Consider the following 26,834-nt stretch of genomic DNA (forward strand, 5'->3'; position numbering starts at 1 on the left):
TATAATTCCCAAACGGCTTTCATCCGAATTGCCGTACAGCGATTTTCAAAAAAATGAGCAATCAGAGGGTGATCATCATCGGTGCGGGGTTGGCAGGATCACTGCTGGCGATCTTTCTTGCGAAACGCGGCATCCAGGTCGATGTATTCGAAGCACGCGGAGACATGCGGAAGGAGCAGGTGGCGGCAGGACGCTCGATCAACCTTGCGTTGTCTGATCGAGGTATCGCCGCCCTTCGTCAGGTCGGAATGGATGAATTCATGCTTGCCGAGGCGATGCCGATGCGTGGCCGGATGATCCACTCTGTCGACGGCTCGACGAAACTCCTTCCCTACAGTGGTCGCAAAGGTGAGTACATAAATTCGGTTTCCAGGGCCGGACTCAACATCGCTTTGATGAATGAAGCAGAGAAGTATCCGGGAGTGCAGTTTATCTTTGGCGAGCGATGTACAGATTTCGACTGCAAATACGGTGAGGTGACGTTCGAAGGCGGGCGCACTCTTAGATCCGATACGGTGATCGCGACCGACGGAGCCGGCTCTCAGGTTCGACAGGCGATGCAGAGACAGATCGCGGAATTCGAGTTTTCATCTGAATTTCTGGAACACGGATATAAAGAACTAGTGATACCGCCTGCTTCCGAACTGCCGGAAGTGTTGGAAGGTGCGAGCCCGCGGAGCGGGAATTTCCTGCTCGAGCCGAATGCACTGCATATCTGGCCGCGGCATAAGTTCATGATGATCGCACTGCCGAATTTTGACGGCAGCTTTACTTGCACTCTTTTTCTGTCACATAACGGAAACGGCGAAGCTGGGTTTGACCAACTCGTTGACGATGCCGCGCTTCTTAACTTCTTTCAGCGTGAGTTTCCCGATGCGGTTCGGCTGATGCCGTCGCTTGTCGAAGATTTCTTTGCAAACCCGACCGGTAGCCTTGGCACGATCAAATGCTGGCCTTGGAACGTCGGCGGGAGATCGCTTTTGCTCGGCGATGCCGCTCATGCCATCGTTCCTTTCTATGGGCAGGGAATGAATTGCGCTTTCGAAGATGTCCGTGTGCTTGATTCGCTTATCGAGAAACACGGTGCCGCTTGGGAATCCATATATAAGGAATATGGAGCATTAAGAAAGATAAACACCGATGCGATAGCTGATCTCGCCGTAGGGAATTTCTACGAGATGCGTGATGCGACGGCCGATCCCGTCTTTCAACGCAAGCGCGAATTGGAAACCCTGCTCGAGCAAAACTACACAGATTATTTTTCCAAATATTCGATGGTCACCTTTCGCGAAGACATACCGTATTCGGTCGCGCTATCGAAAGGTAACGCGCAAGATCGATTGCTTATGGAGATTTGTTCGAAAACTCAAGATGCCCTCGAACTAGATCTCGGAAGCATTGCAGCACAGTTGAAAGAGGCCGGATGAACCTTGAGGGCGTGAAATTTGTCGCTGATCTCTCAATTCCTATGAGGTTTGGCGGCCCGCAGCCGAACGCATATGGTGTGCACGAGGCGCGTTCGGAGCCCGTTCGGGCGGGAGATCTGATCGGCGATACGCGGCTCGGCGGGAGCGTGAATTTTGAGCAATATACTTTTATTCCACATTGCAACGGGACCCATACCGAGTGTGTTGGCCATGTAACCCATGAACGAATTTCGATCCGGGATTGCCTGAAGGATTCATTTACCGGTGCGGTCCTTATATCGGTAGAACCCAAGTTTGTAGACAACGAACCGCTGATCACTGAAGACGACCTGCGGATCGCGTTAGCAGAGCAAACCGCAGTTTCAGGCGATGGCAGAGGTTTTCAGGAAAAGTATGCGTTGATCGTCCGCACTTTGCCCAATGATGACGACAAACTGACCCGCAAATATGGCATCGCGGATCAAAACGCTGTCAGGATACCTCCGTACTTCACGGCTGAAGCGGTCCGGTTCATCGTTGAAAGCCGGTTCCGACACCTACTTACAGATCTGCCGTCGATCGACCGGCTATACGATGACGGTAAATTGGTTAACCACCGAATCTTTTGGAACTTAGAAGAAGGGAGCTTTGAGCGCAACGCATTGACGAGGGTAGATTCGTCAATAACAGAATTGATCTACGTTCCGGATGAGATCGCAGATGGAGAATACCTTCTGAATCTTCAAATTGCCCCATTCGATTCCGATTGTGCGCCAAGCCGACCAATACTGCTGCAGGTCAAATAACAATTTCTTTCGCAAAGCACACGCTGTTTTCCATCTCGGCATACTGCCCGTAGTTCGGAATCAAAGAGTAACCGCATTTTGTGTAGAGCCTGATCGCCTCCGGCTGTTTTTTGCCTGTTTCAAGCACACATCTGGTGCAGGATAATTCGAGCGCCCACTTTTCGAGCTCGTCCAATACCATTGCGGCAATGCCTTTTCCGCGATGGTCCGGAATAGTGAACATCCGCTTTATTTCCATTGTTTTCAACCCAAAGTGCTTTATCGCTCCGCAAGATACGGATCTGCCCCCAACGCAAGCGATCACAACATGGCGGATATTCTCGATCTTATTGAATTGGGCATAGTAGGCATGTTCGGTTCCGTCGCGTTCAGCCAATTCGGTATCAAGAAGCTCGACCAACTTGAAGAAATCTTCGTCGCTCGCATCGGTTCTGCGGATCTCGATCATGGACTATTTGAGTGCTTGTTCGAGTGCAATTTTCAGTGCGGTGTGTTTGAACTTGTATCCCGCGTCGATCAGCCGCTTAGGGATCACTCTCGTCGAATCGAGCAGCAATGCATCGCCCATTTCTCCAAATACCATATTCACTGCGAATTCTGGCAATGGCAGAAATGTCGGGCGGTAAAGGACGCTGCCGAGCGTTTTGGTGAACTCTTCATTGGTTACAGGATGCGGTGAAACGACGTTCACCGCACCGCGAAGCTTTTCGTTCTCGAGCGTATACTCGATGATGCCGATAACGTCGTCCAGCGACACCCAACTCATCCATTGTTTTCCGCTGCCGACGACACCGCCAACGCCAAGTTTGAACGGCGTCAACATTGTCGCCAGGGCTCCGCCATCCTTCGAGAGAACTATACCGGTCCGCAATAGAACTGTCCTGATCCCCATGTCCTCTGCCCGTCTCGATTCGGCTTCCCATTCTTTACAGACTTCGGCCAGAAATGTATCGCCCGCCGAGCTCGTCTCGGTCATTTCGTCATCGTCGCGGTCGCCATAAAATCCGATCGCGGAGCCCGATATGAAAACCGTTGGCTTCTTTTCGATCTTTGCAAAGGCTTCGATGATGGTCCGCGTACCGAACACGCGGCTGTCACGGATCGCCTTTTTCTTTTCGTCGCTCCATCTCAGGCCCGCGACGTTTTCACCGGCCAGATGAATGACCGCGTCGAGTCCCTCGAGCCGAGAGAGATCGATATCCGCAAACCCCTCGTCGATATTCCAACGAATGTGATCGGTGTCTTTCGGTTCACTGCGCGAAGCAAGCAAAAGCTCCCATCCCGATCCTTTCAATACGGGCTGCAAGGCCTTCCCTATTAAACCGCTAGCGCCCGTTATCAATGCCTTCATATCTTTCTACTGCCTCCGCAGGTCTCGTTTGACAAGGTCGACCATCAGCCGAAGTTCGCGCTCGGTCAACTGTTGCCGAAAAGGAAGCATTCCGTTACCGCCGTCGGCTATCTGCCTATAAATCTCATTCTCCGTCTTCGCCTTAAACTCGCCGTTTCTGAGGCTTGGAACGACCGTCCCGTCGTCGAGGGTCTTGCCGTTGCCTTCGGTTCCATGGCAGATGGCACAATTTTGACGAAACAGCGTTGCCTCGTAAGCCTTGCTTTCCGCAAGGACATATTCGCCCGAAGCGGAACCAAAACAGCCCGATAGGCCGATCACTGCAAAGATCGAAACAAGCAAGACCTTGAACCGGAGCATCTATTTTGCCGCAACCTCCTCGCGGAGTGCTCGTTTGAAGATCTTGCCGGTTGCTCCGATCGGCAAGCTGTCACGAAACTCGACGTAACGCGGGTACTTGTTTGCAGCAAACTGTTCCTTGCACCAATCGATGAACGCCGCATCGGAAAGCTGAGCACCGTCCTTTAGTACAAGATAAGCCTTAACCTCTTCGCCAAGCCGGTCATCGGGAACGCCGATGACCGCACATAGCGAAACCGCCGGATGGGTCATGATGACCTCTTCAAGTTCCCGCGGGTAAATATTGTATCCACCGCGAAGGATCATATCCTTTTTGCGGTCGACGATCGCGATGTATCCGTCATCGTCCATGATCCCGATATCACCGCTGTGAAACCAGCCGTTCTTGAACGCCTCAGCCGTCGCTTCAGGGCGTTTGTAATAACCTTTCATCACGTTTGTTCCGCGTATCACTATCTCGCCGCGGGTTCCACGAGGAACTTCGTTATCGCTTTCGTCCACACATCTCACTTGAACACCGAAGATGGATTGGCCCACGGTGCCAGGTCGCGACGGCTTTTCAAAATGATTAAAACAGGCAAGCGGTGAGGTCTCGGACAGGCCGTAGCCTTCGAGGACCCTGACACCAAACCTTTCTTCGAAAGCCTTCATCACTTCGACCGGCATGGGTGCTCCGCCCGAAGTACACACTTTCATCGTGTCCTTGATATGGCTAATGTCAAAGCCGGTTTCCTCGGCGAACTTAAGAAGTGCCCAGTACATTGTCGGAACGCCGACCCAGAAATTCACGCGCTCTTTCACCATGGTTTCGAGCGTGGTTTGGGCATCGAATCGCGGCAGAAGGACGACCCGATTACCAGCGTAGAGGTTCGTGTTCATCTGCACAGTCTGACCCGTCGTATGAAAAAGCGGCAACGTAATTAAACACGTCATCTGCTCGCCCGACGTAAAATCCAGCATCGGCAGATGGATGCTGTAGGTAGTCACCACATTTGACCACAGGTTTAGATGAGTCAATTCGGCGCCTTTTGGTTGTCCGGTCGTGCCTGAGGTGTAAAGGATCGCGCATGTATCGCCCGGGGCGGTCGGGTAGGTCACGAACGTGTCCTTTTGCGGAAAGATAAGGTGACCAAGTGTCCGATGTTCAGCATACGGACTAGGTCCTGCAGGATCCTTGGTCATCACGATCATTTGTTTGCACGATTCGACTTCGTCAAACCCGGCTTTGACCGCCGCCGCCAGTGGAAGTTCGTCGGTGCCCTCAAAGACAAAAACCGCTTTCGCGTCGGAATCGGAAAGATGATAGGCGATCTCACGCGGCTTAAAAAGCACGCTCAACGGAACTACGGCTGCCCCAACCTTCATGATGCCGTAGTAGACGATGGGAAAATACGGGATATTCGGACAGCTGAGTGCAACCTTATCGCCATGGCCAACACCCATCTCTACAAGCGCATTGGCGACTTTGTTCGACATTGCGTTCAACTGCCCGTATGACATACGGACGTCATTCCAAACGATCGCTTCTTTCTCAGGGGCAAGTTTTGAGTGATGTTCGATGAGGCTCGCAAGGTTGAGGGTCGTCGCGCTATATTCCATAGATTTTCCGATTTAATTTTTTGGGATTTGTATCGATGATAAAGGTTATACGCCAATTTTCATAGCCGCAGGGTCAAAGGCGATCGTTGTTTCGGGCCTTATTGCCGAATCGATCTGTTGAACAGAATGTACACGAAATCGATCGACCTGATCAGGAAAGTCGGTCCGAAAGTGGCCGCCGCGGGATTCTTCACGCCAGAGTGCTGCAGTTGCGACAAGTCTCGCAAGTGTGACGAAATTTCTAGAGGCCGTGGTCAGATCGGCACGAGAGATCTGCTCGAATTCGAGGATCGCTCGCTTTAGCGACGCGCTGTCACGAAGGATTCCGACGCGTTCCCACATTACGCGTTTGACACGTTTTCGGACCGCGGTCGTAAGAGCAGGTCTTGAACGGCCATCAAAGATTTTCGAGTCGTTGTCGGGCTGGCCCTTATGAGTCTGCAATGGCGAAGTATCTCTCGCGGCTGCCTCGCCGGCACGCGCGCCCCAAAAACCAAACCCTCCAATAGCGAGTTGGATGCCAAACGATTTGCGCCGTGTACTCCTGTGCATGTTACTTCGCCTGCAGCGTAAAGTCCCGGAACCGTCGTTCGGCCCCAGAGGTCGGTTCGCACGCCGCCCATACAGTAATGCGATGCGGGTGAGACCGGCAACTGATCTTTTGCGATGTCAAGGCCGTAATATTTGCATGTGTCGTAGATCTTTGGAAATCGATGACGAAGAAATCCCGCGTCGAGCGCGGTCATGTCAAGATACACGTGTCGAGAGCCCGTGCGACGCATTTCCGCGACTATTGACCGCGATACAATGTCACGAGGTGCCAATTCGAGCCTCTCGTCGTAACGCCCCATGAACCTCTCGCCATCGATGTTTCTGAGTGTTCCACCCTCGCCACGCATTGCTTCGGAAAGAAGGAAGCGCGGTGCCCCTTCGATGTTCAGCGCCGTCGGGTGAAATTGGATGAACTCCATGTCTGCGATTTCTGCGCCGGCAAAGTACGCCATTGCCATACCGTCGCCGGTCGCAACCGAGGGATTTGTCGTGTGAAGGTAGAGCTGGCCTGCACCGCCTGTGCATAGGATCACAGCCCTTGCAAAGATCTCACGAGAAGCGCGAAGTATCGGATCAAGAAACCCGACTCCGATACAGCGGTCGTTCGAAAGAAGCAACTGCTCGGTATTTGCGAACGGAAGCAAATTGATCGATCTTTCGGCCGCGGCCCTGGCGATCAGCGAACGGACGATCTCCTTACCGGTCGAATCGCCGTGAGCATGTAAGATCCGTCTGCGGGAGTGAGCTGCCTCTTGGGTAAAAACGAGTCGCCCAGCCTCTTTATCGAACTCGGTGCCCCAATCGATCAACTCTTTGATATATCGGGAGCCTTCGGTGACAAGTATCTCAACGGCCGGTTCGTCACAGAGGCCAGCGCCTGCAATAAGGGTGTCATCCTCATGCAATTCGGCGTTGTCGTCATCGGAGAGGACAACCGCAACACCGCCTTGAGCGTATTCGGTATTAGACTCGCTCGCTTTGTCCTTGGTCAGCACAGTGACCCTTGCACCCGCCGCAGAAAGCGCGATAGCTGCCCTGAGACCTGCTACGCCGCTCCCAATGACGACAAAATCTGTTTCCAGTGCCATTAGAAGCAATGTAGCAAATTCCGTTTAATGTGTCGCGTTCATCCGTTTCCGGTTCCGTGATGGTCAGCGGCTTTATATAGGCCTTCGTATGCTCCTTTCCTCAGATCGATTCCATATTCCGTGTACGCCTTCAGGCAACAGAGCATTTGCCCCCATCCGAAGCAATTCAAGTATGAACTGTTAAGATCATCTTGATTTTCTCGCCAGCCTGTCTCGCGAATGCGAACGATGGTGTCGTTACCGATCGGCTCAAACTCGATTTCGACGACGGTTTGAAGGTCCTTCGCGCCCTCCCAACCCAGAACGATAAGCTCGCCGGGGATGACCCTTGTGACCCTCACCGGAAACACCAGCTTTTGGTCACCGGGATTGTCCGCGAATGCCCATTCTACTGTAGTCCCCTCATCGAGCGGGGCGCTTGCACCGCCATTTGTAAAGTAACCGCTTAGCTTTACTGGGTCATATACGGCGTTGAAAACCTCGGCGACCGGCTTTTGGATCCTGGTCTGAACTTGAAATTTGAGCTCCATATTCTAACCTCTGAATTTTGATTCGAGCAGGAAGCATATGTTATAGATTTATAACATGTCAAGGAAGAGATCTCACGATCTGGTTTTCAAAGCTCTCGCTGACGCTCGACGCCGCCAACTCCTGGACCTTCTCAAGGACAGACCACGAACAACTTCGGATCTATGCGATCATTTCAACGCGTTAGATCGATGCACCGTTATGCAGCACCTCAAAGTGCTCGAAACGGCCGGACTGATCTTTGTACAAAAAAAGGGGAGGTTTCGATGGAATTTTCTCGATGTTACGCCGATCCGCGACATTTACGACCGCTGGATCAGTCAATACGCTTCGCCTTCGGTCGAATTGCTTACAAAACTCAAACACGATATCGAAAAAAGATAAGGCCCGCCGGATATCTCCGAACGGGCCCGTTTATCGAACAACAAGACGTTTATTGCGGTATCTTCAGTTCCTGTCCGGGATAGATCTTATCCGGATGGTTGAGTATATCGCGATTATGGTCCCAGATCGCCTTCCATTGAATACCGTATTTGTTCGCGATCTTGGTCAAATTATCTCCCGAAACAACCGTATATGTCGGCATTCCACCGCCGGCGGCAGCTGCTGCGGTTGTGATGTTAAGAACAAGATCGCCTGACCGGAATTCCGGATCGAGACGCTCGTATTCGTCCCACAAAGCGTTCTTTGCCGCATCGTCAGGGGCCGTGCCGGTAACGTAAAGCACATCGTCGCTTTCGTTAAGCTCGTAAGCCGTACCATTTTGATTGGCAAGATCAAGAAGTGTTTGATATTTCTCTTGAAGTGACATTTTTCCTCCCTTATCCGCCTACTTGACGGTCAACTTGTTCTCAACTTTCTTGGGTTTGGCTTCGTTCGCCGCCTGCATTACCTTCGCAAGGTTTTCGCGCCCGGTGACCTCTCCGCTAAGCGTTACGACACCGTCTGCTACTGTCACCGTAACGCCGGTAATCCCGAGTTTCTTGATCGCTTCGTTCACAGTTCCCTCGATCATCTTATCCGGCGACGGCGGCGGGGGCGGCGGAGCCTTGACCGTTACATTGTTCGTTACGGATTTGATGCCCTCGACGGCTTTTGCTGACGCCTCAGCCTTGTTCTTCACGGTGATATCCGTTACTTCACCAGTAAGTGTGGCGACGCCGCTATTTACGGCAGCCGTAATTCCGGTGACCTTATCGGCCGCAAGTTTGTCATTGACCGCTTTCGCAAGGTCAGCATCGCTTTTGCCGCATGCGGCCATAAAGGCAACCGCTGCAACAGCTAGTAATGTTAAGAATTTGATCTTCATTTTTCCTCCTGAAAGTTCGTTCTCAGATCCGATAATTAGTTATGCCCGCAGTGTCCAAACAATACACGCGATCGTTTCATAAACTGATTTCCGCAAACTACGCGTAAATGCCGGTGTAAAGTCTTACCACCATATTGGTGCATCCTGAGCTATTTTTCAATACGAACATCATCGTTCAGGAAAAAACCTGCTCACGGATCTGCTTTGCAATATCAAATGACGTGAATTCGGGCCGGACAATAAAATGCCAATCTGCAAGACAGTAAAGTTTTTGTCGCTGTTCGAACAGCTTTTGGGCCGTCTCGCGGTTACGGGCAAGCGGCCTTTCTTTTCGGGACTTGCGAATATTCTGCCAGCAATGATCGAAGGTAGATTCGAGCCACACGCTCGTCAGGCCGCTCTCTTTGATCAACAGGCGATTGGTCTCGATCGTCCACGTTCCGCCTCCAAGCGAAAGGATCCGGCAATCCGGATCGGCCAAGGCGGTTCGCAGGCATGCCGTCTCGATCGTACGGTAGTTCGCTTCGCCATCGTTGTCGATTATGTCTGCGATCCGCCTTCCATCGGTATTTTCGATCAAACTGTCCAGATCCAGCCGACGGTAGCGAAGAAGCTGTGCCAGATGGCGGGCGACGCTCGATTTGCCGACACCCATAAAGCCGGTCAGTGCGATTCGGATATTTCGTTCATTCGAGGCAGGCGGCATGAAGTGTCAACCTGACATACTTGCGGTCGAAATGTCAAAAAAGGCCGATTTTGCGGCGCGTATCGTGTTGCAGTGTATCTCGACCGTATCCGTAATGCTGGTCGCATATCCGCCGCTCATGGTCGTCACAATTGGAACTCTCTGGGATCGTGAGAAATCCATTACCATTTGATCCCTTCGTTTGAGTCCGTCGATCGAGACCGACAATCGGCCGAGTTTATCATTTTCGTAAGGATCCGCTCCGGCAAGGTAGAAAATGATGTCGGCCTGATGAAGTCTGATACGGTCAAGGGCGTGCTCCAACGTCTCCAGGTACTCCTGATCGCCGGTGCCGTCGGGCAACTCAATGTCAAGCGATGAGGCCTGCTTGAAAAGTGGATAGTTTTTTGCTCCGTGCATCGAAAAAGTGAAAACCTCGGGCGACTCCCTGAAAATGAACGCGGTCCCGTCGCCTTGATGAACGTCACAGTCGATGATCAAAAATCTCTCGGCGAGTTTTTCCTGCTGCAACACCCTGATCGCAATCGCAACGTCATTCAAAACACAGAAACCCTCGCCACGATCTGGATATGCGTGGTGTGTACCGCCCGCGAGATTGGACGAAATGCCATCGGCCAACGCCATGCGGGCCGCGTTTATAGTGCCCGAAATCGCATGGAAAGACCTGCGAACCAACGACTGAGACCACGGCAGGCCGAGCTTTCGCAATTCCTTCACGGTCAACTCGCCAGAAGCGAGCCGTGAAATATAATCTTTTGTATGTACCAGATGCAGGTCTGCGATCTTTGCGGGTGCCGGCTCGATGAGTTCGTCGGCCGAAATCGTCCTTTCTGCCAACAGTCTATCGCGAACGAGTTCGAACTTTCTGATCGGGAAAATGTGCCCTTCGCCGATATCAGCATAGTAGTATGGCGAGTAGAAGATCGAGTAGCCAGACATTTGCGAATTCATTCTGCTGTATCCGGCAGTTCGGATTTAACGACTTCGAATTCAAAACGAAGCTCTTTTCCGCGCATCAGGAAACTCAAATACTGCTCCCAAAATTTTCGAAGAAAACGCATTGATGGCGACCGTTGATCGAGATTAACAAGGAACTCGATACCTAAGGACCTCCAGAGCCCGGCAAGTGAGACGTATGTCGAAACTGGCTTCAGCTGAACATCGGTGTAAAAGTCAAACACCTGCCGGCCGGGCTGGAAAGTATTGAAAGTATAACTGTTTATATGGTTACGATGGGTCGGGTCGTTGGCCCAGTCGGCGTTGGTATAGTGTGGCGTCAAGAGGCGGATCGTGCCTCCGGGCTTCGCGATCCGGTGCAGTTCGCTGATGAATGCCATCACATCCGGTACGTGCTCGACAACATGGCTCGAAACGATCAGGTCAAACTCGTTGTCGGCGAACGGATATGGAATCTCGCCAAGGTCGTGGATAACATCGGGATTTGTCCGCGGATTGTGATCGAGCCCGATCGCACCTGGATATTTGTTTGCACCGCAGCCGACGTCCAAGATCTTCATTGTATTCAAAAATTATCACACCGAAGACAGAAATACGACCAACAGCCACGACGTCGGACAACGCTTACTAGAGCTCAAATTTTGTTAGGGCGTCGCTTCTCGCTCAAGTAAAAATGCCAGAGAAGTCTGGCGGCTACGGACCGATATGGCCGCCAGCGATTGGAGATCTGCAAGAACTCGTTCGCGCTCGGCTTGACCTCGCCTGAAACGCGTTGCCACGCGGCGTGAAGCGCAATATCGCCTTTCGGCATAACGTCCGGGCGGAGCAGTGCCATTAGTAGGTAAATGTCGCTGGTCCATTCGCCGACGCCCTTCAGTTTCATAAGTTCGGCCTTGACCTCGGCGTCCGGCAAATTCCGGAGTCGCCCAAGGTCGAGGCGTTCTTCGATTATGGCTGCCGACAAATGCCTTGCATAAGCTGCCTTCTGCCGGCTGAAACCTATCGATCGAAGTTCGACGTCATCGAGCTCCGCGAATCCTTTGGGCGTCACTTCGCCGATCTGTTGCGACAGTTTGTCGAAGCAAGCCTTTGCCGAGGCCAGCGACACTTGCTGTTCGAGAATTATTTGCAATAGCGTCGCAAAACCAGGAGGCCTGTCCCAAAGCGGCGGAGTGCCGTACCGGTCGATGATAAAAGACATATGCTCATCGGCCGCAAGCGATCTGCAGGCGGCGACTAACTGACTCAGATCTAGCTGTATGGACATCGTTCGAATGCGCTGTTACATTTCTGCTCGACACGATTGTATCAACAAGATGGAAAAGGTCACACGAAATGCTGCGGTTTACTTTTTGGCACAGGGTTTCGCTGTTGCGGGCTGGTGGGTGGTGCTTATAACGGTCCCGCGATCGCGCAGCTATTTTCAGCTTGAGGCCGATTCTTTAACGACGCTCTGGGCGTTTTGGCTGCCCGATCTGTTACTTATCGGCCCGCTTTCGATCGTCTCAGGGCTGTTGATAACTGTTCGGAATCGCTTCGCGTCCTCGGCGGCGTGGATGGTCACAGGTGCGGTTTCGTATGCGACCCTGTACACGCTGGCAATGGCAACTATGACCGACACCGGATGGCTCGGGGTCGTGCTGATGCTCCCGGCAATGCTCTGGTCGGGTGTATTCGCTACAGCGCTCAGCGTCCGCAGCGATATGTTTCGCGAGGCGCGGCCGAGCTCGTCAAACTACGTGCTTGTCAAGACTTTCACGCAGATCGTCTTGGTCTGGTCGGTGATACTCCTGATCTTTCCTTATCTCATCACTATCGTCGAGGACAAAATCGGTATCGTCCGCCTCGAATTTGCGGGACAAGGGCCGATCGCTTTGCTGTTGTTCGTTTTACTAAGTATCCCCGGCATTTGGTCAGCTATCGTGATGTCGAGAATCGGAAGAGGGACGCCGCTGCCTCTTGACCACGCCAGAGAGCTTGTCGTACAGGGGCCGTATTCATTCGTACGCAATCCGATGGCGCTGTCAGGCATTGGTCAGGGCCTCGCGGTCGCATTGTTTCTCGGCTCGCCGCTTGTTGCAGTTTATGCGCTGATGGGTTCGGCTATCTGGCAGCTTATCTTCCGTCCGCTCGAAGAGGACGATCTAATGCGACGGTTTGGCCCGCCGTATGAAGACTACAAAAACGCAACAAAGTGCTGGGTGCCGAGGCTCAGGGCCTACCAGATCGACGGAACCGCAGATTCGTCGAATTCGGTCGATCGCCCATCGGGTAGTATATGAATGATCCGGTCAATGCCTTTTGCTCTGATCAGAGGAGCGAGCAGTCCGATACGGTGACAATTCGCCCTTGGTATCTTGTGCCGCGAAAGCGGGTGCGATTCCGAACACATTAAAACGGTCGCGACCTCGGACGATATCTCGACGATCCGGTCGACCCCCCAGGCAAGATCGTCAGGTTTCGGTTTCGTTCTGCCGCCGCATTCGGGCAAATGTTCATATCCGATACCGTTTTCCGTCAGAAGTTCTCGCAAGACCATTCCGTTGAAATGCGGCCACCGTGAACGAGCGACGCTCCGGACGTCGCAAACGAATTTCACTCCGTGACCGTTCAATAGCTCGAGAAAATACCCGAAATCGTGCCGGCCATGGCCGATCGTATATATGTCAGCTCCGCTCACGTTTCGATGCGATTCGGTTCGGGAACGCCGGTTGTTTCGATCGCCGGCTGGCCATCGCCAACGAGCCGGTGCAAGAAATCGTTGACCTGCCATTGATCGTAAAGCTCCAGTGCGGAGCGAAACGCTTTGCTCCGACGCCGAACGAACTGCGACATCAACCAAATGGCGGCGTGTCGTTCCGGAATTGACAAGTGATCTGCGTTTCGTGCTGGTAAGCCCACGTTTCAGATCGACGATCCACACATCGCAGTCGTGAACTTCGCCCAGATACGACTGCATCGCTGCGATCTCTTTTGCGGCTGCCGGAAGATCTGTCTCTTCGCCGAGAGCGAACAGTTCCGCTGCATAACGCAGATGTTTTGCAGCAATACGCAGCTTATGATGCCGCCGGACCTGATGCGGGTCAAAGAGAGAATCGGCAAGCTTGTGAAAATCTTCGACGCGTTTCTGCAAGATCTCACCTTGGGCATCTTCGAGTGTCGCTGCCCCGAAAAGGCTTCGTTGACCAAGCGAAGTATTTAATGCCTTTTCGAAACGATGCGAGAGTCTTTCGACAGCCGCTGGTAAAAGGTGAGGCCGCAACGCATCGAATTCCTCACTACGACGCTTGCGAAACTTCCGCACGATGTCGAGGACGCCGGCGGAAATATCAGGGTCGCGCGTTTTTGCTGCGAGGCGTTCGAGTGCCTGAATTGCGACATCAAGATCGCGTACCTTGCCGAGGGCGTCGGCTAGTTTCCCAAGGTCCTTTCTGAGGGTCTTAAGAGGGAATTTATCGGCAATATCGGCAAAATCGCGGATCACGCTGCGAAGCCGTCTGATGGATACCCGCATGTCGTGAATGCCTTCGACCTGGCTTTCGTTCAATGCGGAACCCCGATTCGAGATCACCTCATTAAATCGAGTGCGCAGCACGGCGGCAAGCCATTCCTGCGGGTCTGCAGCCCGAATGGGAGCTTTGATCTCGATCGCTTGTGCCACGGTTTCTTCAGTCTATCAGAATTTCGGAGCGTCAGCCTTTAAAACCTAATGTGCGAATTTCGTCGACGGCCTGTGGATTTTCGAGAGCCGAAAGATCGCCCGGATCGTCGCCAAGATAAGCCGAACGTATCACGCGTCGCATCACCTTGGCATTGCGGGTTTTCGGCAATGCCGAGACGAAATGGATCTTAGAAGGAGCAAGCGGCTTGCCCATGTCTTTGGCAACCAGGGCCTTTAGCTCTGCCTGCAGCCCGGTCGATATCGCTCCCGGTTCTGACAAGACTACAAACGCCACCATCGCCGTGCCTTTAACTTCGTCGGGGACGCCGATGACGGCGGCTTCGGTGACGAGCGGATGGGCGACGAGCAGGCTTTCGACCTCGGCGGGGCCGACGCGTTTGCCAGCGACTTTCAGCGTGTCGTCGCTGCGGCCGAGGATGAACCAGTGGCCATCCTTATCACGCATCGCAAAATCACCGTGGACCCAGATGTCTTTGAATCGCCGCCAATAGGTGTCGAGATAGCGTTCCTTCTCCTGCCAAAATCCGCGAGCCATCCCGATCCAGGGCTGTTTGATGACGAGTTCGCCGACCTCGCCGGGTCCGACCGGATTGCCTTCTTCATCCAGAATATCAACGTCCATTCCCAGACAAGGAGCAGGGAACGAACAAGGCTTTATCGGCAGCAGCGGATTGCCCATAAGAATACCGCCCGCGATCTCGGTGCCGCCGGAGTAGTTGATGATCGGTAGTTTGCTGTTCCCAACTTTCTCAAACAACCACCACCACGGCGCAGGATTCCATGGCTCACCGGTCGAGGCGAATGCCCGCAGAGAGCTCAGATCGTGCTTTTTCGGCAGGTCGTCACCGCAATTTGATAACGCACGGATCAGCGTCGGCGATATCCCGAGGATCTCGACCTTATGCTTCGCACAAAATTCCCACATCCGGTCAGGCTGCGGATAATCCGGAGCACCGTCGTAAATACAGATCGTCGCACCGTTTATCAACGCCCCATAGATCAGCCACGGCCCCATCATCCAGCCGATGTCCGTGTACCAAGAGATCCGCGTGCCCCGCCCCACATCCGTCCCAAACGCCATATCCTGCGCCGCCTTGATCGGAAAACTCGCATGCGTGTGGGCAATGCCCTTAGGCTTGCCCGTCGTGCCGGAGGTGTAGAGAATAATGAGCGGGTCTTCGGCGGCGGTTGGTTCCGGAGGCGTTTCAATACGAGGACTTAGCTCTTCGATGACTCTATCGATTAAATGAGGTACGAAAGTTACTTTGGGATTCGAACTCGCTCTAGCATCAGGAACCCATTTTTCATCGACCGTGAGGCTGCGATTCACAACAAGGATTGATTCCACAGTTGGACACGCCGCTACTGCTTGTTCGGCGATTGCATACGCATCAAAGAACTTTCCTCGGCGTTTGAATCCTTCAATCGTAACAAGCGCCTTTGCCTTAACCGCATTTAATCGGCTGGCAATCGCGTCCACTCCATAACCTGAGAAGACAGGAACAGCGATGGCCCCGATTCGCCCAATGGCTAATAATACTTCCACCGTCTCGTCCGACATCGGCAGATGTATCCCGATTGCATCACCTCTTTTTAGGCCGAGCATCATCAAACCCTCAGCCAAATCTTCCACGTCCTCCATCAATTCGAGATAAGAGGTCTCCCGAGAATTGCCCTCCTCGTCTTCCCATATGACCGCGGGCTGGTGTTGCATCGCGTCTGTCTGCCAGCGGTCGAGGCACATCTCGGTGATATTGAGGCCGGCGTCTGAGAGCCACGTTGGCAGTTCTACGCCGTTTGAGGTGTCGAGGAGTTTTTCGTAGGGCGGGTCGAATTTGATGTCGAGGAATTTCAGGACCTCTTCGGTGAATTTTTCGACGTCGCGGATGGAGAATTGATATAGCTCGTCCCACGTCGAAACGCCGACTTGCCGCATGAACTGCGTTAGCCGCGAACGTTCGATGACCTCGGGCGTCGGTGTCCAGGCGATGGGCTGATCTTCGAGGAGGTTTTGATCGTTCATAAGACTCGGATTTCATTCAAAAATATCACGAAAGCGACAGCATAAAAACTTGTTGATTCGGTAAGACCTTAAAACGTATCATTGATATGGAAATGCCTCAGTCCAACCCACCCAAATGAGCAAAATTAAACTTGACGATAGGATCGAAAACGCAGTGAATGCGTTCTTCGAAACGCAGCCCGAACCCGGCTCTTTGGCGGTGAATTATAGCGCTCATGATGAGCTGATGGCCTCGGATGAACCTGCTTTTTCCGAAAAATTTGGGAAATGGTCGACGATATTAAGAGAACTACTTTTGTTCGGCCCCGGAACGCTTTCTCTGTATTGGGTTACTCTCGTGCTGATATTCTTTTATCCGACGCTGGGTCTTCCGCTTCCGGGCCTATTGATGCTCGCAATGACCGCGTTTATCACTTACGCGGGTGCTGGAGATATCAGAAAGGTTAAAAATCTGGCCGTGCCGGCGACGGTTATCATATGCGCGGCCGCAGTTTCGGCTGTGAGATCGATCTTCCCGGTGCCAGAAATCCTTAGCCCCTATTTCTCTTGGGCGATATATATGTTTCCCGTTGCGCTGATCGCTGCAAAGCTCGTTCAAATGTGGCTTAAAGATAAATACTAGACGTCGGCAAAGCATTTGAGCGGCGGCGTTTATCAATGCCGCCGTTTTGATTTTTAAATGCCTTTGCGGCTATCTTATTTTCATCAACTATTTTTAGGGAGCATCATCCAAGCTTCACGCGGTTGCGTGAAGGTATGAAAGTTCCTGACCGCAAAGGCCTACGAGGACCATGACGGACAACACACCTACGATCTCGTTTCCAAATAACCTTTTTGCTGGGAAAACTGCGGTCGTTACCGGTGCGTCGCGAGGTGTTGGGCGGGCGGTAGCTGTACGTCTCGCTGAGGGCGGGGCAAATGTTGTTGTGAACTATCTACAGCAGCATGCCGAGGCTGATGAAACCGTTCGGCTTTGCCAGGAAAAAGGCGTGAAAGCGATCGCGGTTCAGGGCGATGTTTCCAGCATAGTTGCGGCGACCGAGATCGCGAGACGCGCGGTAGAGGAATTTGGCGGCATTGATCTGCTGGTGCTGAACGCCGGGATCTGGGAAGGTGCTCCGATCGAGGAAATGTCCGAGGAGACCTGGAACCGCGTCCTTAACACAAACCTGAAAGCGGCGTGGGCGATGTCGAAGGCGTGCGTTCCCGCGATGAAGAAACGCGAATCCGGTGCGATCGTCCTGGTCTCTTCAACCGCCGGCCAACGCGGCGAGGCGAATTATTCGAATTACGCGGCGTCAAAAGGCGGCCAGATCAGTTTTACAAAGGCACTCGCATCAGAACTTTGCCCAAAGATACGAGTTAACTGCGTCGCACCGGGCTGGATCGAAACGGCAATGGTCCGGCCTGTGTTTGAAGACAAGGAATATCATCAAAGCGTTTTGAAGACGATCCCGCTTAACCGCGTCGCCACGACCGACGACGTTGCCCTTTCAATATGTTTTCTCCTCTCGCCATGGGCACGCCATATCACCGGCGAGATCATGAACGTTAACGGCGGCGCCGTGCTCTGCGGGTGAGAAGCCGGAATTGTGACCTAACGCACAGCGAGATGCCTTTCAGCGTGATAAGCGATAAGTAGCCGGCCCGGTCGGCTTGATCGCTTATGAACACGAATAGCCTCAGCGATTTCCAGAGCCACTTTGCCGCTCTTCCAGCCAGTCGGAATTACGTCGAAAACCTGATCGGCAATACCCCGCTTCTAGCCATTCACTGCCATTTTAAAGGCTCGCGTCGGACCGTTTTCGCAAAGGCCGAACACTTGAATCTGTCCGGGAGCATTAAAGATCGGATGGCGTACCATATCCTTCAATGTGCATACCGCGACGGTGCAATCCGTAAGGGCGACATCATCGCCGAGGCGACCAGCGGCAACACCGGCATCTCGTTCGCGGCTATCGGCCATGCATTCGGAAATCCGGTTCATGTATTCATGCCTGAATGGATGAGCCAGGAACGCATATCGCTGATCAAGAGTTATGGGGCCGAAGTAACGCTCGTGTCTCATGAAGAGGGCGGCTTTCTTGGTAGTATCGAGATGGCTGACGCATTCCGATACGAACATGGCAGGGTTTTTCTGCCGCATCAATTCTCGAATCTCGCCAACCCCGAGGCCCATTACGAAACGACGGCGCCCGAGATATGGGCCCAACTCGCTAAGGCCGGATTTGAGCCGGATGCCTTTGTGGCAGGGGTTGGAACAGGCGGGACCATTATGGGATGCGCGGCGTACTTTCGCGAGAAAGATCCCAACATCAAGGTCTATCCGCTTGAACCGGCCGAATCGCCGACGCTGTCGACGGGCCACAAGGTCGGCAGCCACCGTATCCAGGGCATCTCGGACGAGTTCATTCCGCCGATCTGCGATTTAAAGAAATTGGACGAGGTGATCAGTGTTTCGGACGGCGATTCCATCCTGATGGCGCAAATGCTTGCAAAAGAGCTTGGGCTCGCGGTCGGTATCTCGTCCGGAGCGAATTTTCTGGGAGCACTGATCGCTCTCGAAAAACTTGGCCCCGAGGCCGTCGTTGCCACCGTGCTTTGTGATGACAATAAGAAATATCTGAGTACGGACCTTGTTCGTGAGGAACCGATCAAAGACGGCTATCTTTCGCCCGATGTCCGACTTTTTGGATACCAAACGATCGGACGGGTCACTCCCTAGATCGAAACGCAGGCGAGCGATCGCAATCCATCAGCTAAGCTTGACAATGCTATAAGAAACGGTTGAACTTCTCAGTTATTGTGAGCGCAAGTTCGGCACCGACAGTCATGAAGTTTGGCGGCACGTCCGTCGGCGACGTCGCCGCGTTCGAACGCGTTCTTCACGTTGTTTCGACCCAGGCCGAAAGGCGTCCGATCGTTGTAGTCTCGGCGATGACCAGAGTAACTGACGCATTGCTTGCGGCTTTCGAGATCGCTAAGAAAGGAGAATTTGCCGGCGCGATATCTTCGCTCGAACCGCAATACGAACGGCACATCGAGGTCGCAAGACATTTTATTCCCGAAGGCTCGCCGAACCTCTTTGACGCCGAGCTACAATTTGCCCGCGACGAACTTTCTGATCTTTTGATGCGTGCTGCACGGCGTTCGCTCCCGCTCTCGATGCTTAAAGACGCGATCGTTTCCTACGGCGAGCAACTTTCCTCGCGACTCGTGGCCGAGGTATTGAAGGTGAAAGGCGTCAACACAAGGCATGTCGATTCGCGGCGGCTTATCGTGACAGACGACGAATTCGGCGCGGCCCAGCCGATAATGGAGGAGACGGCCGATCTTGTCCGGCTCGAGCTTGAACCCGCGATCGACGAGGGTGAAGTGCCCGTAATGGGCGGCTTCATTGCCGGCAACCGGGCGGGTGAAACGACGACTCTCGGCCGAGGCGGTTCCGATTATTCGGCGGCGATCGTGGCTGCGTCGCTGAACGCCCGTGAATTGCAGATATGGACCGATGTCACGGGCGTGATGACGTGCGATCCGCGGATCTGCAGCAACGCTCGCACGATCCCTGTACTGTCTTACGAAGAGGCGGCCGAGCTTGCTTATTTTGGGGCGAAGGTCCTTCATCCGAAAACGATCAAACCGGCGGTGGATCATGGCATCCCGGTTCGCGTCTGCAACACATTTGAGCCTGGAGCGGTCGGCACGATGGTCGTTGCCAAATCGGGCGAGGCTCCGAACAAGATCAAATCGATAGCAAGCAAAAAGGGTATAACGATCTTGCGGGTAACCTCGGCGCGGATGCTTGGCAGCTATGGTTTCATGAGTGCGGTGTTTCAGGTATTTGACCGCTACCGTACGGTGATCGACGTGATCTCGACATCAGAGGTCTCGATCGCGTTGACGCTCGACAATACCGCTTCTTTAGAAAAGATCGTTGACGAGCTGTCGAGGCTTGGCGATGTCGAGGTCGTACCGGGTTACGCCGTCATCTGCGTCGTTGGCGAGGGCCTTCGAGCCTCGACCGGCCTTGCATCCAAGATCTTTTCAACCATTGATGACGTCCATATCGAACTCGTCTCCCACGGGGCATCGGCCGTGAATCTAACTTTTGTTGTGAAAGAAGAGGACGCGGCCGGCGTCATAAGTAAGTTGCATTCAGAGTTTTTCATTTAACTGACAACCGAAATGAGTCTTTTTGAATTAACGAAGTCATTAATGAACATTCCGTCCGTTTCCGGTAACGAGGAAGCGGTAGGGTATTTCTTGCGCGATCATCTGGAAACGCTCGGGTGGACGGTCGAGCTACAGCCGGTCAGCGAGAATCAAAATAACGTCATCGCAACTCTGAACGACACCCCGCGAGTATGGCTTTCGACACACATGGACACAGTGCCGCCGTTCATTCCGCCGACGGAAGATAACGAGAAGATCTATGGCCGCGGGGCGTGTGACGCGAAGGGAATAATTGCGGCCCAGATAACTGCGGCTGAGCAGTTACGAAAAGAGGGAATTACGGACATCGGCTTGCTCTACACGGTCGAGGAAGAGCGTGCGAGCACCGGTGCGAAGGCGGCGAATCTGCACCCGCTCGCGGCGAAATGCGAATACATGATCAACGGCGAGCCGACCGATAACGACCTCGCGATCGGCTCTAAGGGCTCGTTCCGTCTGATGATCAAAACAAGCGGGAAGGCCGCACATTCGGCGTATCCCGAAGAAGGCGATTCGGCGATCGAGACGCTTCTGGACATTCTTGAAGACATTCGGCACACGCATTTCCCGCATGACGATTTCTTTGGCGAGACGACTGTGAATATCGGCACGATAGACGGCGGCCTCGCCCTGAACATCATCCCGCCAAAAGCGGAGGCCGGCTTGCTCATACGCCTGACAACGAAAAGAGAGCCGATCGAACAGGCTCTCGAGAGTGTCATCCGCGGCCGCGCCGAAATAGAGGTCTTATCGTGCAGCGAACCGGTAAAACTATTTCCTGTGGAGGGCTTTACACAGAAAGTGGTCCGGTTCACCACCGACATCCCGCACATGTCCAACTGGGGCAAACCTCTTCTCCTCGGCCCCGGATCGATCCTCGTCGCCCATACGAAGGATGAATTTGTTTTGAAGAAAGATCTTGAGATCTCCGTTGAGTTTTACATTAATTTGGCTAAGAAATTATTAGCCACGAATTACACGAATGTCACGAATCAGGCGGTCTGATCCGTGACATTCGCGTAGAGTCGTGGCAAAACCGCTTTGCTTTATGAAAATCGCACTTATAGGCTACGGAACGATGGGGAAACTCATTGAACGTCTTGCCTTAGAGAAAGGACACGAGATCGCCGCCATAATTGATGAATCCGATGCCGAACGTACGGCTGCTGAGATCGCGGGGAAACTGCACGGATGCGATGTTGCGATAGATTTCACGACCGCTGAGGCCGTTCGGCGGAATGTCGAGGCTTGCGTGCTTGCAGTTGTTCCGTTGGTCGAGGGCACGACGGGTTGGAACGCGTCGCGTACTGAGATCGAACAAATTGTCCTTGATGGCAACGGGTCGATGGTTTACGGGGCGAACTTCTCGATCGGTGTGAATCTGTTCTATCGCATTGCCGAATTTGCCGCCGAGCTTTTCGCGAGGTTCCCGGAGTACCAAGCCTTCATCGAAGAGCAGCATCATTCACGAAAGAAAGATGCACCAAGCGGAACGGCGTTAAAGCTCAGAGATCTGTTGTCACATTACGTCAATGCTGGAGATATCGCCTCAACTCGTGCGGGGAGCATTCCAGGCACGCATCGTGTCGGATTTGACGGGCCGGCGGACCAGGTCCTGCTTGAGCATATCGCCCGTTCGCGTGAGGGGTTTGCATTAGGGGCCGTGATGGCCGCCGAATGGGTCGTCGGAAAGAAGGGTTTTTTCGAGTTTAGTGAAGTGATGGACGAGATAGTTGGCAAAAAAACCGCGAATTAAGGTCTGCTGTATCGCCGATGCTCAAGAGGCGGCCGATGCGATCGCGTATGGCGCCTCGGCTATCGGGTTGGTAGGAGATATGCCGTCCGGTCCGGGGCCCATATCAGATAGAGAAATATTCAGGATCGCCCAAACTGTTCCGCCGCCAATAGCTACGTTTTTGTTAACCAGCCAACAAACTTCGCAGGGAATTATTGATCATCATCACCGTACGAAGACGAACACGATCCAGATCGTCGATGAACTGACGGATCGTGCATATCACGACATCAAGGCGGCGTTGCCAAATGTGAAGCTTGTGCAGGTAATTCATGTCATCGGCGAAGAATCGGTGGACGAAGCGGCTGAGCTTGCCGAATATGTTGACGCGATCCTGCTGGACAGCGGCAATCCTAAATTAGCGGTCAAGGAACTAGGTGGAACCGGGCGTCGGCATGATTGGAGACTCAGCAAAAAGATAGTCGAAACGTGTGGAAGGCCAGTGTTTCTTGCCGGCGGGCTGAATGCCGACAACGTCCGAAATGCGATCGAAACCGTGCAGCCGTTCGGGGTCGATCTTTGCTCCGGCGTTAGGACAGACGGAAAGCTGGATCTGCGAAAACTAGAAGCGTTTTTTGACGCGGTATCGGTTTGATGCTGACAGGGCACACGCCCGACCAGTCGTGTTTCCGCCGTTGATTCTGTGATAATCTTTGCCGTATGACTACGAAAGTTGACTGGATGCGGGGGTGTGCGACCGCGCTGGTGACGCCGTTTCGAAAGGACGGCTCGATAGATGACGAGTGCCTTCAAGAGCTTGTTGAGCGGCAGATAAAAAGCGGTGTAAGTCTACTTGTTCCTTGTGGCACAACAGGGGAAAGCGTCACGATGAGCGAATCGGAACGGCTGCTCGTGATTCGATCGACGGTTGAGACGGCTCATAAGCACAAGGCAAGAGTCATTGCCGGAACTGGGAGCAATAATACTGCCGCGACCATTGAATTTACCCGAAAGGCTCGCGAGGTCGGAGCTGATGCCGCATTGCTCGTTGCCCCGTATTACAACAAACCGACCCAGGCGGGCATGTTCGCTCATTTTAGCGAGATCGCAAAAAGCGTGAAAGGCTTCCCGATAATGTTGTATAACGTGCCGTCGAGGACTTCTTCGAACATTTCGGCCGAAACAACGCTGCGATTGGCAGATAAATTCGAAAACATCATTGCGACCAAAGAAGCCTCAGGGAATTTCCCTCAGGTTATGGAGATCTTGCGTGAGCGTCCGAAGAATTTCAAGGTTTTTTCTGGCGACGACGCTACTGCATTGCCGCTGATAGCGTTGGGCGGCGACGGTTTGGTGTCTGTTTGCTCTAATGAGATCCCGAAGGAAACCTCGAAAATGGTCGAGTATGCACTAAAAGGGTCATTTCACTTCGCACGCAAGATCCATTACAAAATATTGCCGTTGATGGAAGCGAATTTTATCGAATCTTCGCCCGCTCCGTGCAAGTTCGTGATGAAGGAAATGGGCTTGCTGGAAGAGAATTTGCGCCTGCCGTTGGTTCCAGTAACTGCGGAAACACGTGCAGAATTGAAGTCGATAATTAAGGAACTGAAACTCGTCGGATGAGTTAAATTGTCAATTGTTAATTGCCTAATTGGCAATTGAAAGAGGATGTTTCTTACCCCCAATTAACAATTCGACAATTGCCAATTTACAATTCTTATGGAATTTGACGATCTAAAAAGGCCGGGCGGGACTTCTGGAGGTTTGGCGGAGTTCGTGATCGGGTTCATCATGACCATCGCGGGCGGCTATATGCTCATCAGCCGCGTGATCGTGACCAGCGGCTTTTGGAATTGGGGTGGTTACAACACTTTTGGACTGTCGCTCGTGCCGCTGATCTTCGGCATCGCGTTCGTTTTCTTTAACGGCAGATCGATAATTGGCTGGATCCTGATCGCGATAAGCTTGATCGTCATCGCGGCGGGGATTTTGATGAACCTGCAGATATATTTTCAACCGACGAGTCTTTTTAACACGATAATCATGCTGGTTTTGTTCGCGGGCGGGATCGGATTGATCGCGAAGGCAGTTATCGGAAACCGGGACGAAGTTTAATATGCGGAGAGTTTGTGAATCTACAGAGTGAAATAGAGAGGTTATTTGAGGAGTCGGAATTTTCCTCTGATGACCGCGAAATCTACGAAACGTTCAAAACTGCGCTCCGTCGCGGCGAGATACGTTCAGCGGAGAAAGGTGCGGACGGCGTTTGGCGGGCGAATTCTTGGGTAAAGCAGGGAATTTTGCTCGGATTCCGCATGGGAAAAATGGTCGAGATGTCTAAGCCGACCGAGACATTACAGTTCTTTGACAAAGACACATTTCCGCTGCGGCCGATGACTTTGGAAGACGGCGTGAGGATCGTGATGGGCGGCTCGGCTATTCGCGACGGTTCGTATGTCGCCCCGAGCGTGGTTGTGGTGCCGCCGGCTTATATCAATGTCGGCGCGTATGTTGACGAGGGAACGATGGTCGATTCGCACGCGCTTGTCGGCTCGTGCGCACAGATCGGGAAGCGCGTTCACCTTTCGGCAGCCGCACAGATCGGCGGTGTGCTCGAGCCGGTCGGCGCATTGCCTGTGATCATCGAGGACGACGTACTCGTCGGTGGTAACACGGGCGTATATGAAGGAACGATCGTTCGTGAACAGGCGGTTCTCGCTTCGGGGGTGATCTTGACGCGGTCGACACCCGTATTTGATCTGCCGAACGAGCGAGTGATCAAGTCAACCGACAACTTGCCTCTGGAGATCCCCGCCGGAGCCGTTGTTGTCCAAGGGGCTCGTGCTGTCTCGGCCGGTTTTGGCAAAGATAATGGCCTTTCGATCTATTGCCCGATCATTGTTAAATACCGTGACGAGAAGACCCAAACTTCTACAAGACTAGAAGACTATTTGAGATAGAGGAATCTGGAGTCCAGCAACGACAGGATGATTGGAGCTTATCGAATTCGCTGTTAGAATCGGAGTGTATGATCACAGAAAACGAAGCTCCTGAGGGAAATGTAAAGGAATCGACCTCGATCAAAGATTCGATATCCGCTCTTGGACAAAAAATAATCGGAGAGGTCGAGATGATCGGCGGCATACTTACGGCTGATCCGAACACTGCCGCTGAAGGAGAGTTTAATCTCGAAGTGGCTGAACTGCGCGGGGAGATCGAAGATGATCTCGAAAGCAGCGATTCTCAACCCGATGCCGAAACTGATCCTGGAAAGGCGACCACTGACGGCGAATGACAGCAAGTGTAGAAAAGACCGAAATTCCGGAATTTGAACTGCCGGCTAGGCTCCGCGGTCTGCAGCCGACGCTTATACGTCAGTTCTTTGAGCGGGCATTACCCGATAGTATCAATTTCGGCCTCGGCGAGCCGGATCTTCCGACCCCGGAGTTTCTCCGGGAAGAGGCGTCGCGTGTTACGCTACACGAGCAAAATGGTTATACGTCCCATCCGGGGATTCCGGCCCTCAGGGCCAAGATCGCTGAACAGTACCCGCACCTTGAACTCGGGCTGAGCGACGTCGTCGTAACTTGCGGTTCGCAGGAAGCTATGACGGCCGCATTTCTTTCGATCGTCGACATAGGAGACGACGTACTCTTGCCAAATCCTAGCTTTCCGGCCTACGACGCATGTGTCCGCATTTCACAGGGAAATCCGGTCTATTACCGTTTGCCGGCCAACAAGGAGTTTGCATTCGATATTGAAGAGTTCAAGAGTGCGATAACCCCGAAGACGAAGGCTGCCGTCGTGATCTCGCCATCAAATCCGACGGGCAAGATCTTTACCGAAAGCGACCTCAGGCAGATCGCAGAGGTGCTTGACGGTTCCGGGGTATATTTGATCTCGGACGAGATTTACAGTGATCTTTACTTTGGCGAGCGTCCACGTTCCGCCTCGGAATTTTACGACCGAACGGTGATCGTCAGCGGCCTTTCGAAATCATTGAGCATGACCGGCTGGCGGCTTGGTTGGGCGGCAAGCTCCAGGCCCGAGGTAATGAAAGCGATCCACGTGCTGCACGGGTTTCTGACCGTCTGCACCTCGACCATCACCCAAAAAGCTTCTCTGCTCGGATGGACCGCCGAGGCTGAAAATTGGAAGCAGCATTCGCGGGATGTTTATCGGAAACGCGGCGAGTTTCTGGTGAACCTGTTCAAGACCGAAATGCAGCTCGATGCTACATCGCCCGAAGGTGCTTTTTATACGATGCTTGATGTCCGTACGGTCGGCGATGATATGGAGGTCGCGGAAAGATGTCTTCAAAACCGGGTCGTGACCGTTCCGGGAACGGCTTTTGGGTCTGAGGCGAAGGGTTTCTTACGCATTTCATTCTGCAACACTGAAGAGAAAATGGTTGAAGGCGTTAAGCGGATGAAAGAAGCCTTGTTGACGAACATTTAAGAAATACCCCGGCGAAATTTTGCACCTCGCCAATTCGTAACGACCTAATTTACGGACAT

The 26,834-nt window shown here is 53.0% G+C and carries 29 protein-coding genes and 1 pseudogene; 16 read left to right on the forward strand and 14 right to left on the reverse strand.

Translation table 11 applies throughout. From position 1 onward, the window contains the following. Positions 1-53 precede the first annotated feature (53 nt). Entirely contained in the window at positions 54-1,427 is a 1,374-nt protein-coding gene (locus IPM28_16825; GenBank protein ID MBK9174647.1) for an FAD-dependent monooxygenase, read from the forward strand. Positions 1,428-1,468: 41 nt separating this feature from the next. Then, the gene (locus IPM28_16830; protein MBK9174648.1) at positions 1,469-2,212 is read left to right on the forward strand and encodes a cyclase family protein; all 744 of its coding nucleotides are present in this window, start codon (positions 1,469-1,471) and stop codon (positions 2,210-2,212) included. Here IPM28_16830 and IPM28_16835 read toward each other — a convergent pair. The 6 genes and pseudogenes from IPM28_16835 to IPM28_16860 form a co-directional block, all read right to left on the reverse strand. Further along, the gene (locus IPM28_16835) at positions 2,205-2,660 is read right to left on the reverse strand and encodes a GNAT family N-acetyltransferase (GenBank protein MBK9174649.1); all 456 of its coding nucleotides are present in this window, start codon (positions 2,658-2,660) and stop codon (positions 2,205-2,207) included. The genes IPM28_16830 and IPM28_16835 overlap by 8 nt on opposite strands. 3 nt (positions 2,661-2,663) lie before the next feature. After that, positions 2,664-3,563, reverse strand: a complete 900-nt coding sequence (locus IPM28_16840) for a TIGR01777 family protein (protein MBK9174650.1) — start codon at positions 3,561-3,563, stop codon at positions 2,664-2,666. Between the two features lie 6 nt (positions 3,564-3,569). Further along, positions 3,570-3,923, reverse strand: coding sequence for a cytochrome c (locus IPM28_16845; GenBank protein MBK9174651.1), 354 nt, complete (start codon positions 3,921-3,923; stop codon positions 3,570-3,572). Further along, positions 3,924-5,522 carry a long-chain fatty acid--CoA ligase gene (locus IPM28_16850; GenBank protein ID MBK9174652.1) on the reverse strand — a complete coding sequence of 533 codons (1,599 nt, stop codon included), beginning with the start codon at positions 5,520-5,522 and terminating at the stop codon, positions 3,924-3,926. It abuts the gene before it with no gap. A 45-nt stretch (positions 5,523-5,567) separates the two neighbouring features. Next, a pseudogene (nadB, locus tag IPM28_16855) lies at positions 5,568-7,162 on the reverse strand (L-aspartate oxidase). A 38-nt stretch (positions 7,163-7,200) separates the two neighbouring features. Beyond that, positions 7,201-7,692 (reverse strand): SRPBCC domain-containing protein, encoded by a 492-nt coding sequence (locus IPM28_16860; GenBank protein MBK9174653.1) that lies wholly within the window; start codon positions 7,690-7,692, stop codon positions 7,201-7,203. A 55-nt stretch (positions 7,693-7,747) separates the two neighbouring features. On the opposite strand from IPM28_16860, the gene IPM28_16865 reads away from it, so the two are divergent. Then, the gene (locus IPM28_16865) at positions 7,748-8,074 is read left to right on the forward strand and encodes a helix-turn-helix transcriptional regulator (GenBank protein ID MBK9174654.1); all 327 of its coding nucleotides are present in this window, start codon (positions 7,748-7,750) and stop codon (positions 8,072-8,074) included. A gap of 49 nt (positions 8,075-8,123) precedes the next feature. Here IPM28_16865 and IPM28_16870 read toward each other — a convergent pair whose 3' ends face one another. From IPM28_16870 to IPM28_16895, 6 genes are all read right to left on the reverse strand, one after another. Continuing rightward, the gene (locus tag IPM28_16870) at positions 8,124-8,501 is read right to left on the reverse strand and encodes a LysM peptidoglycan-binding domain-containing protein (GenBank protein ID MBK9174655.1); all 378 of its coding nucleotides are present in this window, start codon (positions 8,499-8,501) and stop codon (positions 8,124-8,126) included. 18 nt (positions 8,502-8,519) lie between these two features. Then, complete coding sequence (locus IPM28_16875; protein ID MBK9174656.1) at positions 8,520-8,999, reverse strand: BON domain-containing protein; 480 nt, start codon at positions 8,997-8,999, stop codon at positions 8,520-8,522. A gap of 175 nt (positions 9,000-9,174) precedes the next feature. Then, entirely contained in the window at positions 9,175-9,705 is a 531-nt protein-coding gene (locus IPM28_16880) for a shikimate kinase (GenBank protein ID MBK9174657.1), read from the reverse strand. 6 nt (positions 9,706-9,711) lie between these two features. Next, the gene (locus IPM28_16885; protein MBK9174658.1) at positions 9,712-10,644 is read right to left on the reverse strand and encodes a histone deacetylase; all 933 of its coding nucleotides are present in this window, start codon (positions 10,642-10,644) and stop codon (positions 9,712-9,714) included. An 8-nt stretch (positions 10,645-10,652) separates the two neighbouring features. Next, entirely contained in the window at positions 10,653-11,222 is a 570-nt protein-coding gene (locus tag IPM28_16890) for a class I SAM-dependent methyltransferase (protein MBK9174659.1), read from the reverse strand. A gap of 74 nt (positions 11,223-11,296) precedes the next feature. Then, positions 11,297-11,929, reverse strand: a complete 633-nt coding sequence (locus IPM28_16895; GenBank protein ID MBK9174660.1) for a DNA-3-methyladenine glycosylase 2 family protein — start codon at positions 11,927-11,929, stop codon at positions 11,297-11,299. A 49-nt stretch (positions 11,930-11,978) separates the two neighbouring features. Between IPM28_16895 and IPM28_16900 the strand changes: the two genes are divergently transcribed. Beyond that, positions 11,979-12,944, forward strand: coding sequence for an isoprenylcysteine carboxylmethyltransferase family protein (locus IPM28_16900; protein MBK9174661.1), 966 nt, complete (start codon positions 11,979-11,981; stop codon positions 12,942-12,944). On the opposite strand, the gene IPM28_16905 is transcribed toward IPM28_16900, so the two are convergent. After that, positions 12,881-14,323 carry a CHAD domain-containing protein gene (locus IPM28_16905; protein ID MBK9174662.1) on the reverse strand — a complete coding sequence of 481 codons (1,443 nt, stop codon included), beginning with the start codon at positions 14,321-14,323 and terminating at the stop codon, positions 12,881-12,883. The genes IPM28_16900 and IPM28_16905 overlap by 64 nt on opposite strands. A gap of 31 nt (positions 14,324-14,354) precedes the next feature. After that, complete coding sequence (locus IPM28_16910; protein ID MBK9174663.1) at positions 14,355-16,367, reverse strand: AMP-binding protein; 2,013 nt, start codon at positions 16,365-16,367, stop codon at positions 14,355-14,357. 115 nt (positions 16,368-16,482) lie between these two features. Here IPM28_16910 and IPM28_16915 point away from each other — a divergent pair, with 115 nt between their 5' ends. The 12 genes from IPM28_16915 to IPM28_16970 all read left to right on the forward strand — a co-directional run bounded on the left by IPM28_16915 (position 16,483) and on the right by IPM28_16970 (position 26,775). Then, complete coding sequence (locus tag IPM28_16915; protein MBK9174664.1) at positions 16,483-16,989, forward strand: hypothetical protein; 507 nt, start codon at positions 16,483-16,485, stop codon at positions 16,987-16,989. 169 nt (positions 16,990-17,158) lie between these two features. Further along, a complete protein-coding gene (locus tag IPM28_16920; protein ID MBK9174665.1) occupies positions 17,159-17,947 on the forward strand; it encodes a 3-oxoacyl-ACP reductase FabG in 789 nt (262 codons plus the stop codon). 86 nt (positions 17,948-18,033) lie between these two features. Further along, positions 18,034-19,092 (forward strand): cysteine synthase family protein, encoded by a 1,059-nt coding sequence (locus IPM28_16925; protein ID MBK9174666.1) that lies wholly within the window; start codon positions 18,034-18,036, stop codon positions 19,090-19,092. Positions 19,093-19,199: 107 nt separating this feature from the next. Then, the gene (gene lysC, locus IPM28_16930) at positions 19,200-20,540 is read left to right on the forward strand and encodes a lysine-sensitive aspartokinase 3 (GenBank protein ID MBK9174667.1); all 1,341 of its coding nucleotides are present in this window, start codon (positions 19,200-19,202) and stop codon (positions 20,538-20,540) included. A gap of 12 nt (positions 20,541-20,552) precedes the next feature. Then, positions 20,553-21,584 carry a M20/M25/M40 family metallo-hydrolase gene (locus tag IPM28_16935; protein ID MBK9174668.1) on the forward strand — a complete coding sequence of 344 codons (1,032 nt, stop codon included), beginning with the start codon at positions 20,553-20,555 and terminating at the stop codon, positions 21,582-21,584. Between the two features lie 43 nt (positions 21,585-21,627). Next, entirely contained in the window at positions 21,628-22,335 is a 708-nt protein-coding gene (locus tag IPM28_16940) for an NAD(P)-binding domain-containing protein (protein ID MBK9174669.1), read from the forward strand. Next, positions 22,313-22,969, forward strand: a complete 657-nt coding sequence (locus IPM28_16945) for a phosphoribosylanthranilate isomerase (GenBank protein MBK9174670.1) — start codon at positions 22,313-22,315, stop codon at positions 22,967-22,969. The genes IPM28_16940 and IPM28_16945 overlap by 23 nt, the downstream gene beginning before the upstream one ends. Positions 22,970-23,055: 86 nt before the next feature. Continuing rightward, positions 23,056-23,940 (forward strand): 4-hydroxy-tetrahydrodipicolinate synthase, encoded by an 885-nt coding sequence (locus tag IPM28_16950; protein ID MBK9174671.1) that lies wholly within the window; start codon positions 23,056-23,058, stop codon positions 23,938-23,940. 96 nt (positions 23,941-24,036) lie between these two features. Then, entirely contained in the window at positions 24,037-24,432 is a 396-nt protein-coding gene (locus tag IPM28_16955) for a hypothetical protein (protein ID MBK9174672.1), read from the forward strand. A 14-nt stretch (positions 24,433-24,446) separates the two neighbouring features. Continuing rightward, complete coding sequence (locus tag IPM28_16960) at positions 24,447-25,277, forward strand: 2,3,4,5-tetrahydropyridine-2,6-dicarboxylate N-succinyltransferase (protein MBK9174673.1); 831 nt, start codon at positions 24,447-24,449, stop codon at positions 25,275-25,277. Between the two features lie 68 nt (positions 25,278-25,345). Then, complete coding sequence (locus tag IPM28_16965) at positions 25,346-25,612, forward strand: hypothetical protein (protein ID MBK9174674.1); 267 nt, start codon at positions 25,346-25,348, stop codon at positions 25,610-25,612. Further along, on the forward strand, positions 25,609-26,775 hold the full coding sequence (locus tag IPM28_16970; GenBank protein MBK9174675.1) for a pyridoxal phosphate-dependent aminotransferase: 1,167 nt from the start codon (positions 25,609-25,611) through the stop codon (positions 26,773-26,775). Before IPM28_16965 ends, IPM28_16970 begins: the two co-directional genes overlap by 4 nt. The last annotated feature ends 59 nt before the right edge of the window (positions 26,776-26,834 follow it).

Source organism: Chloracidobacterium sp., assembly GCA_016716305.1.
In the GTDB taxonomy this organism is placed as follows: domain Bacteria; phylum Acidobacteriota; class Blastocatellia; order Pyrinomonadales; family Pyrinomonadaceae; genus OLB17.

Excerpts from the sequence above, each read along its gene's own strand:
- IPM28_16825 (MBK9174647.1), top strand. The coding sequence starts at position 54 with ATGAGCAATCAGAGGGTGATCATCATCGGTGCGGGGTTGGCAGGATCA.
- IPM28_16830 (MBK9174648.1), top strand. The coding sequence starts at position 1,469 with ATGAGGTTTGGCGGCCCGCAGCCGAACGCATATGGTGTGCACGAGGCG.
- IPM28_16835 (MBK9174649.1), bottom strand. The coding sequence starts at position 2,660 with ATGATCGAGATCCGCAGAACCGATGCGAGCGACGAAGATTTCTTCAAG.
- IPM28_16840 (MBK9174650.1), bottom strand. The coding sequence starts at position 3,563 with ATGAAGGCATTGATAACGGGCGCTAGCGGTTTAATAGGGAAGGCCTTG.
- IPM28_16845 (MBK9174651.1), bottom strand. The coding sequence starts at position 3,923 with ATGCTCCGGTTCAAGGTCTTGCTTGTTTCGATCTTTGCAGTGATCGGC.
- IPM28_16850 (MBK9174652.1), bottom strand. The coding sequence starts at position 5,522 with ATGGAATATAGCGCGACGACCCTCAACCTTGCGAGCCTCATCGAACAT.
- IPM28_16860 (MBK9174653.1), bottom strand. The coding sequence starts at position 7,692 with ATGGAGCTCAAATTTCAAGTTCAGACCAGGATCCAAAAGCCGGTCGCC.
- IPM28_16865 (MBK9174654.1), top strand. The coding sequence starts at position 7,748 with ATGTCAAGGAAGAGATCTCACGATCTGGTTTTCAAAGCTCTCGCTGAC.
- IPM28_16870 (MBK9174655.1), bottom strand. The coding sequence starts at position 8,501 with ATGTCACTTCAAGAGAAATATCAAACACTTCTTGATCTTGCCAATCAA.
- IPM28_16875 (MBK9174656.1), bottom strand. The coding sequence starts at position 8,999 with ATGAAGATCAAATTCTTAACATTACTAGCTGTTGCAGCGGTTGCCTTT.
- IPM28_16880 (MBK9174657.1), bottom strand. The coding sequence starts at position 9,705 with ATGCCGCCTGCCTCGAATGAACGAAATATCCGAATCGCACTGACCGGC.
- IPM28_16885 (MBK9174658.1), bottom strand. The coding sequence starts at position 10,644 with ATGTCTGGCTACTCGATCTTCTACTCGCCATACTACTATGCTGATATC.
- IPM28_16890 (MBK9174659.1), bottom strand. The coding sequence starts at position 11,222 with ATGAAGATCTTGGACGTCGGCTGCGGTGCAAACAAATATCCAGGTGCG.
- IPM28_16895 (MBK9174660.1), bottom strand. The coding sequence starts at position 11,929 with ATGTCCATACAGCTAGATCTGAGTCAGTTAGTCGCCGCCTGCAGATCG.
- IPM28_16900 (MBK9174661.1), top strand. The coding sequence starts at position 11,979 with ATGGAAAAGGTCACACGAAATGCTGCGGTTTACTTTTTGGCACAGGGT.
- IPM28_16910 (MBK9174663.1), bottom strand. The coding sequence starts at position 16,367 with ATGAACGATCAAAACCTCCTCGAAGATCAGCCCATCGCCTGGACACCG.
- IPM28_16915 (MBK9174664.1), top strand. The coding sequence starts at position 16,483 with ATGAGCAAAATTAAACTTGACGATAGGATCGAAAACGCAGTGAATGCG.
- IPM28_16920 (MBK9174665.1), top strand. The coding sequence starts at position 17,159 with ATGACGGACAACACACCTACGATCTCGTTTCCAAATAACCTTTTTGCT.
- IPM28_16925 (MBK9174666.1), top strand. The coding sequence starts at position 18,034 with ATGAACACGAATAGCCTCAGCGATTTCCAGAGCCACTTTGCCGCTCTT.
- lysC (MBK9174667.1), top strand. The coding sequence starts at position 19,200 with ATGAAGTTTGGCGGCACGTCCGTCGGCGACGTCGCCGCGTTCGAACGC.
- IPM28_16935 (MBK9174668.1), top strand. The coding sequence starts at position 20,553 with ATGAGTCTTTTTGAATTAACGAAGTCATTAATGAACATTCCGTCCGTT.
- IPM28_16940 (MBK9174669.1), top strand. The coding sequence starts at position 21,628 with ATGAAAATCGCACTTATAGGCTACGGAACGATGGGGAAACTCATTGAA.
- IPM28_16950 (MBK9174671.1), top strand. The coding sequence starts at position 23,056 with ATGCGGGGGTGTGCGACCGCGCTGGTGACGCCGTTTCGAAAGGACGGC.
- IPM28_16955 (MBK9174672.1), top strand. The coding sequence starts at position 24,037 with ATGGAATTTGACGATCTAAAAAGGCCGGGCGGGACTTCTGGAGGTTTG.
- IPM28_16965 (MBK9174674.1), top strand. The coding sequence starts at position 25,346 with ATGATCACAGAAAACGAAGCTCCTGAGGGAAATGTAAAGGAATCGACC.
- IPM28_16970 (MBK9174675.1), top strand. The coding sequence starts at position 25,609 with ATGACAGCAAGTGTAGAAAAGACCGAAATTCCGGAATTTGAACTGCCG.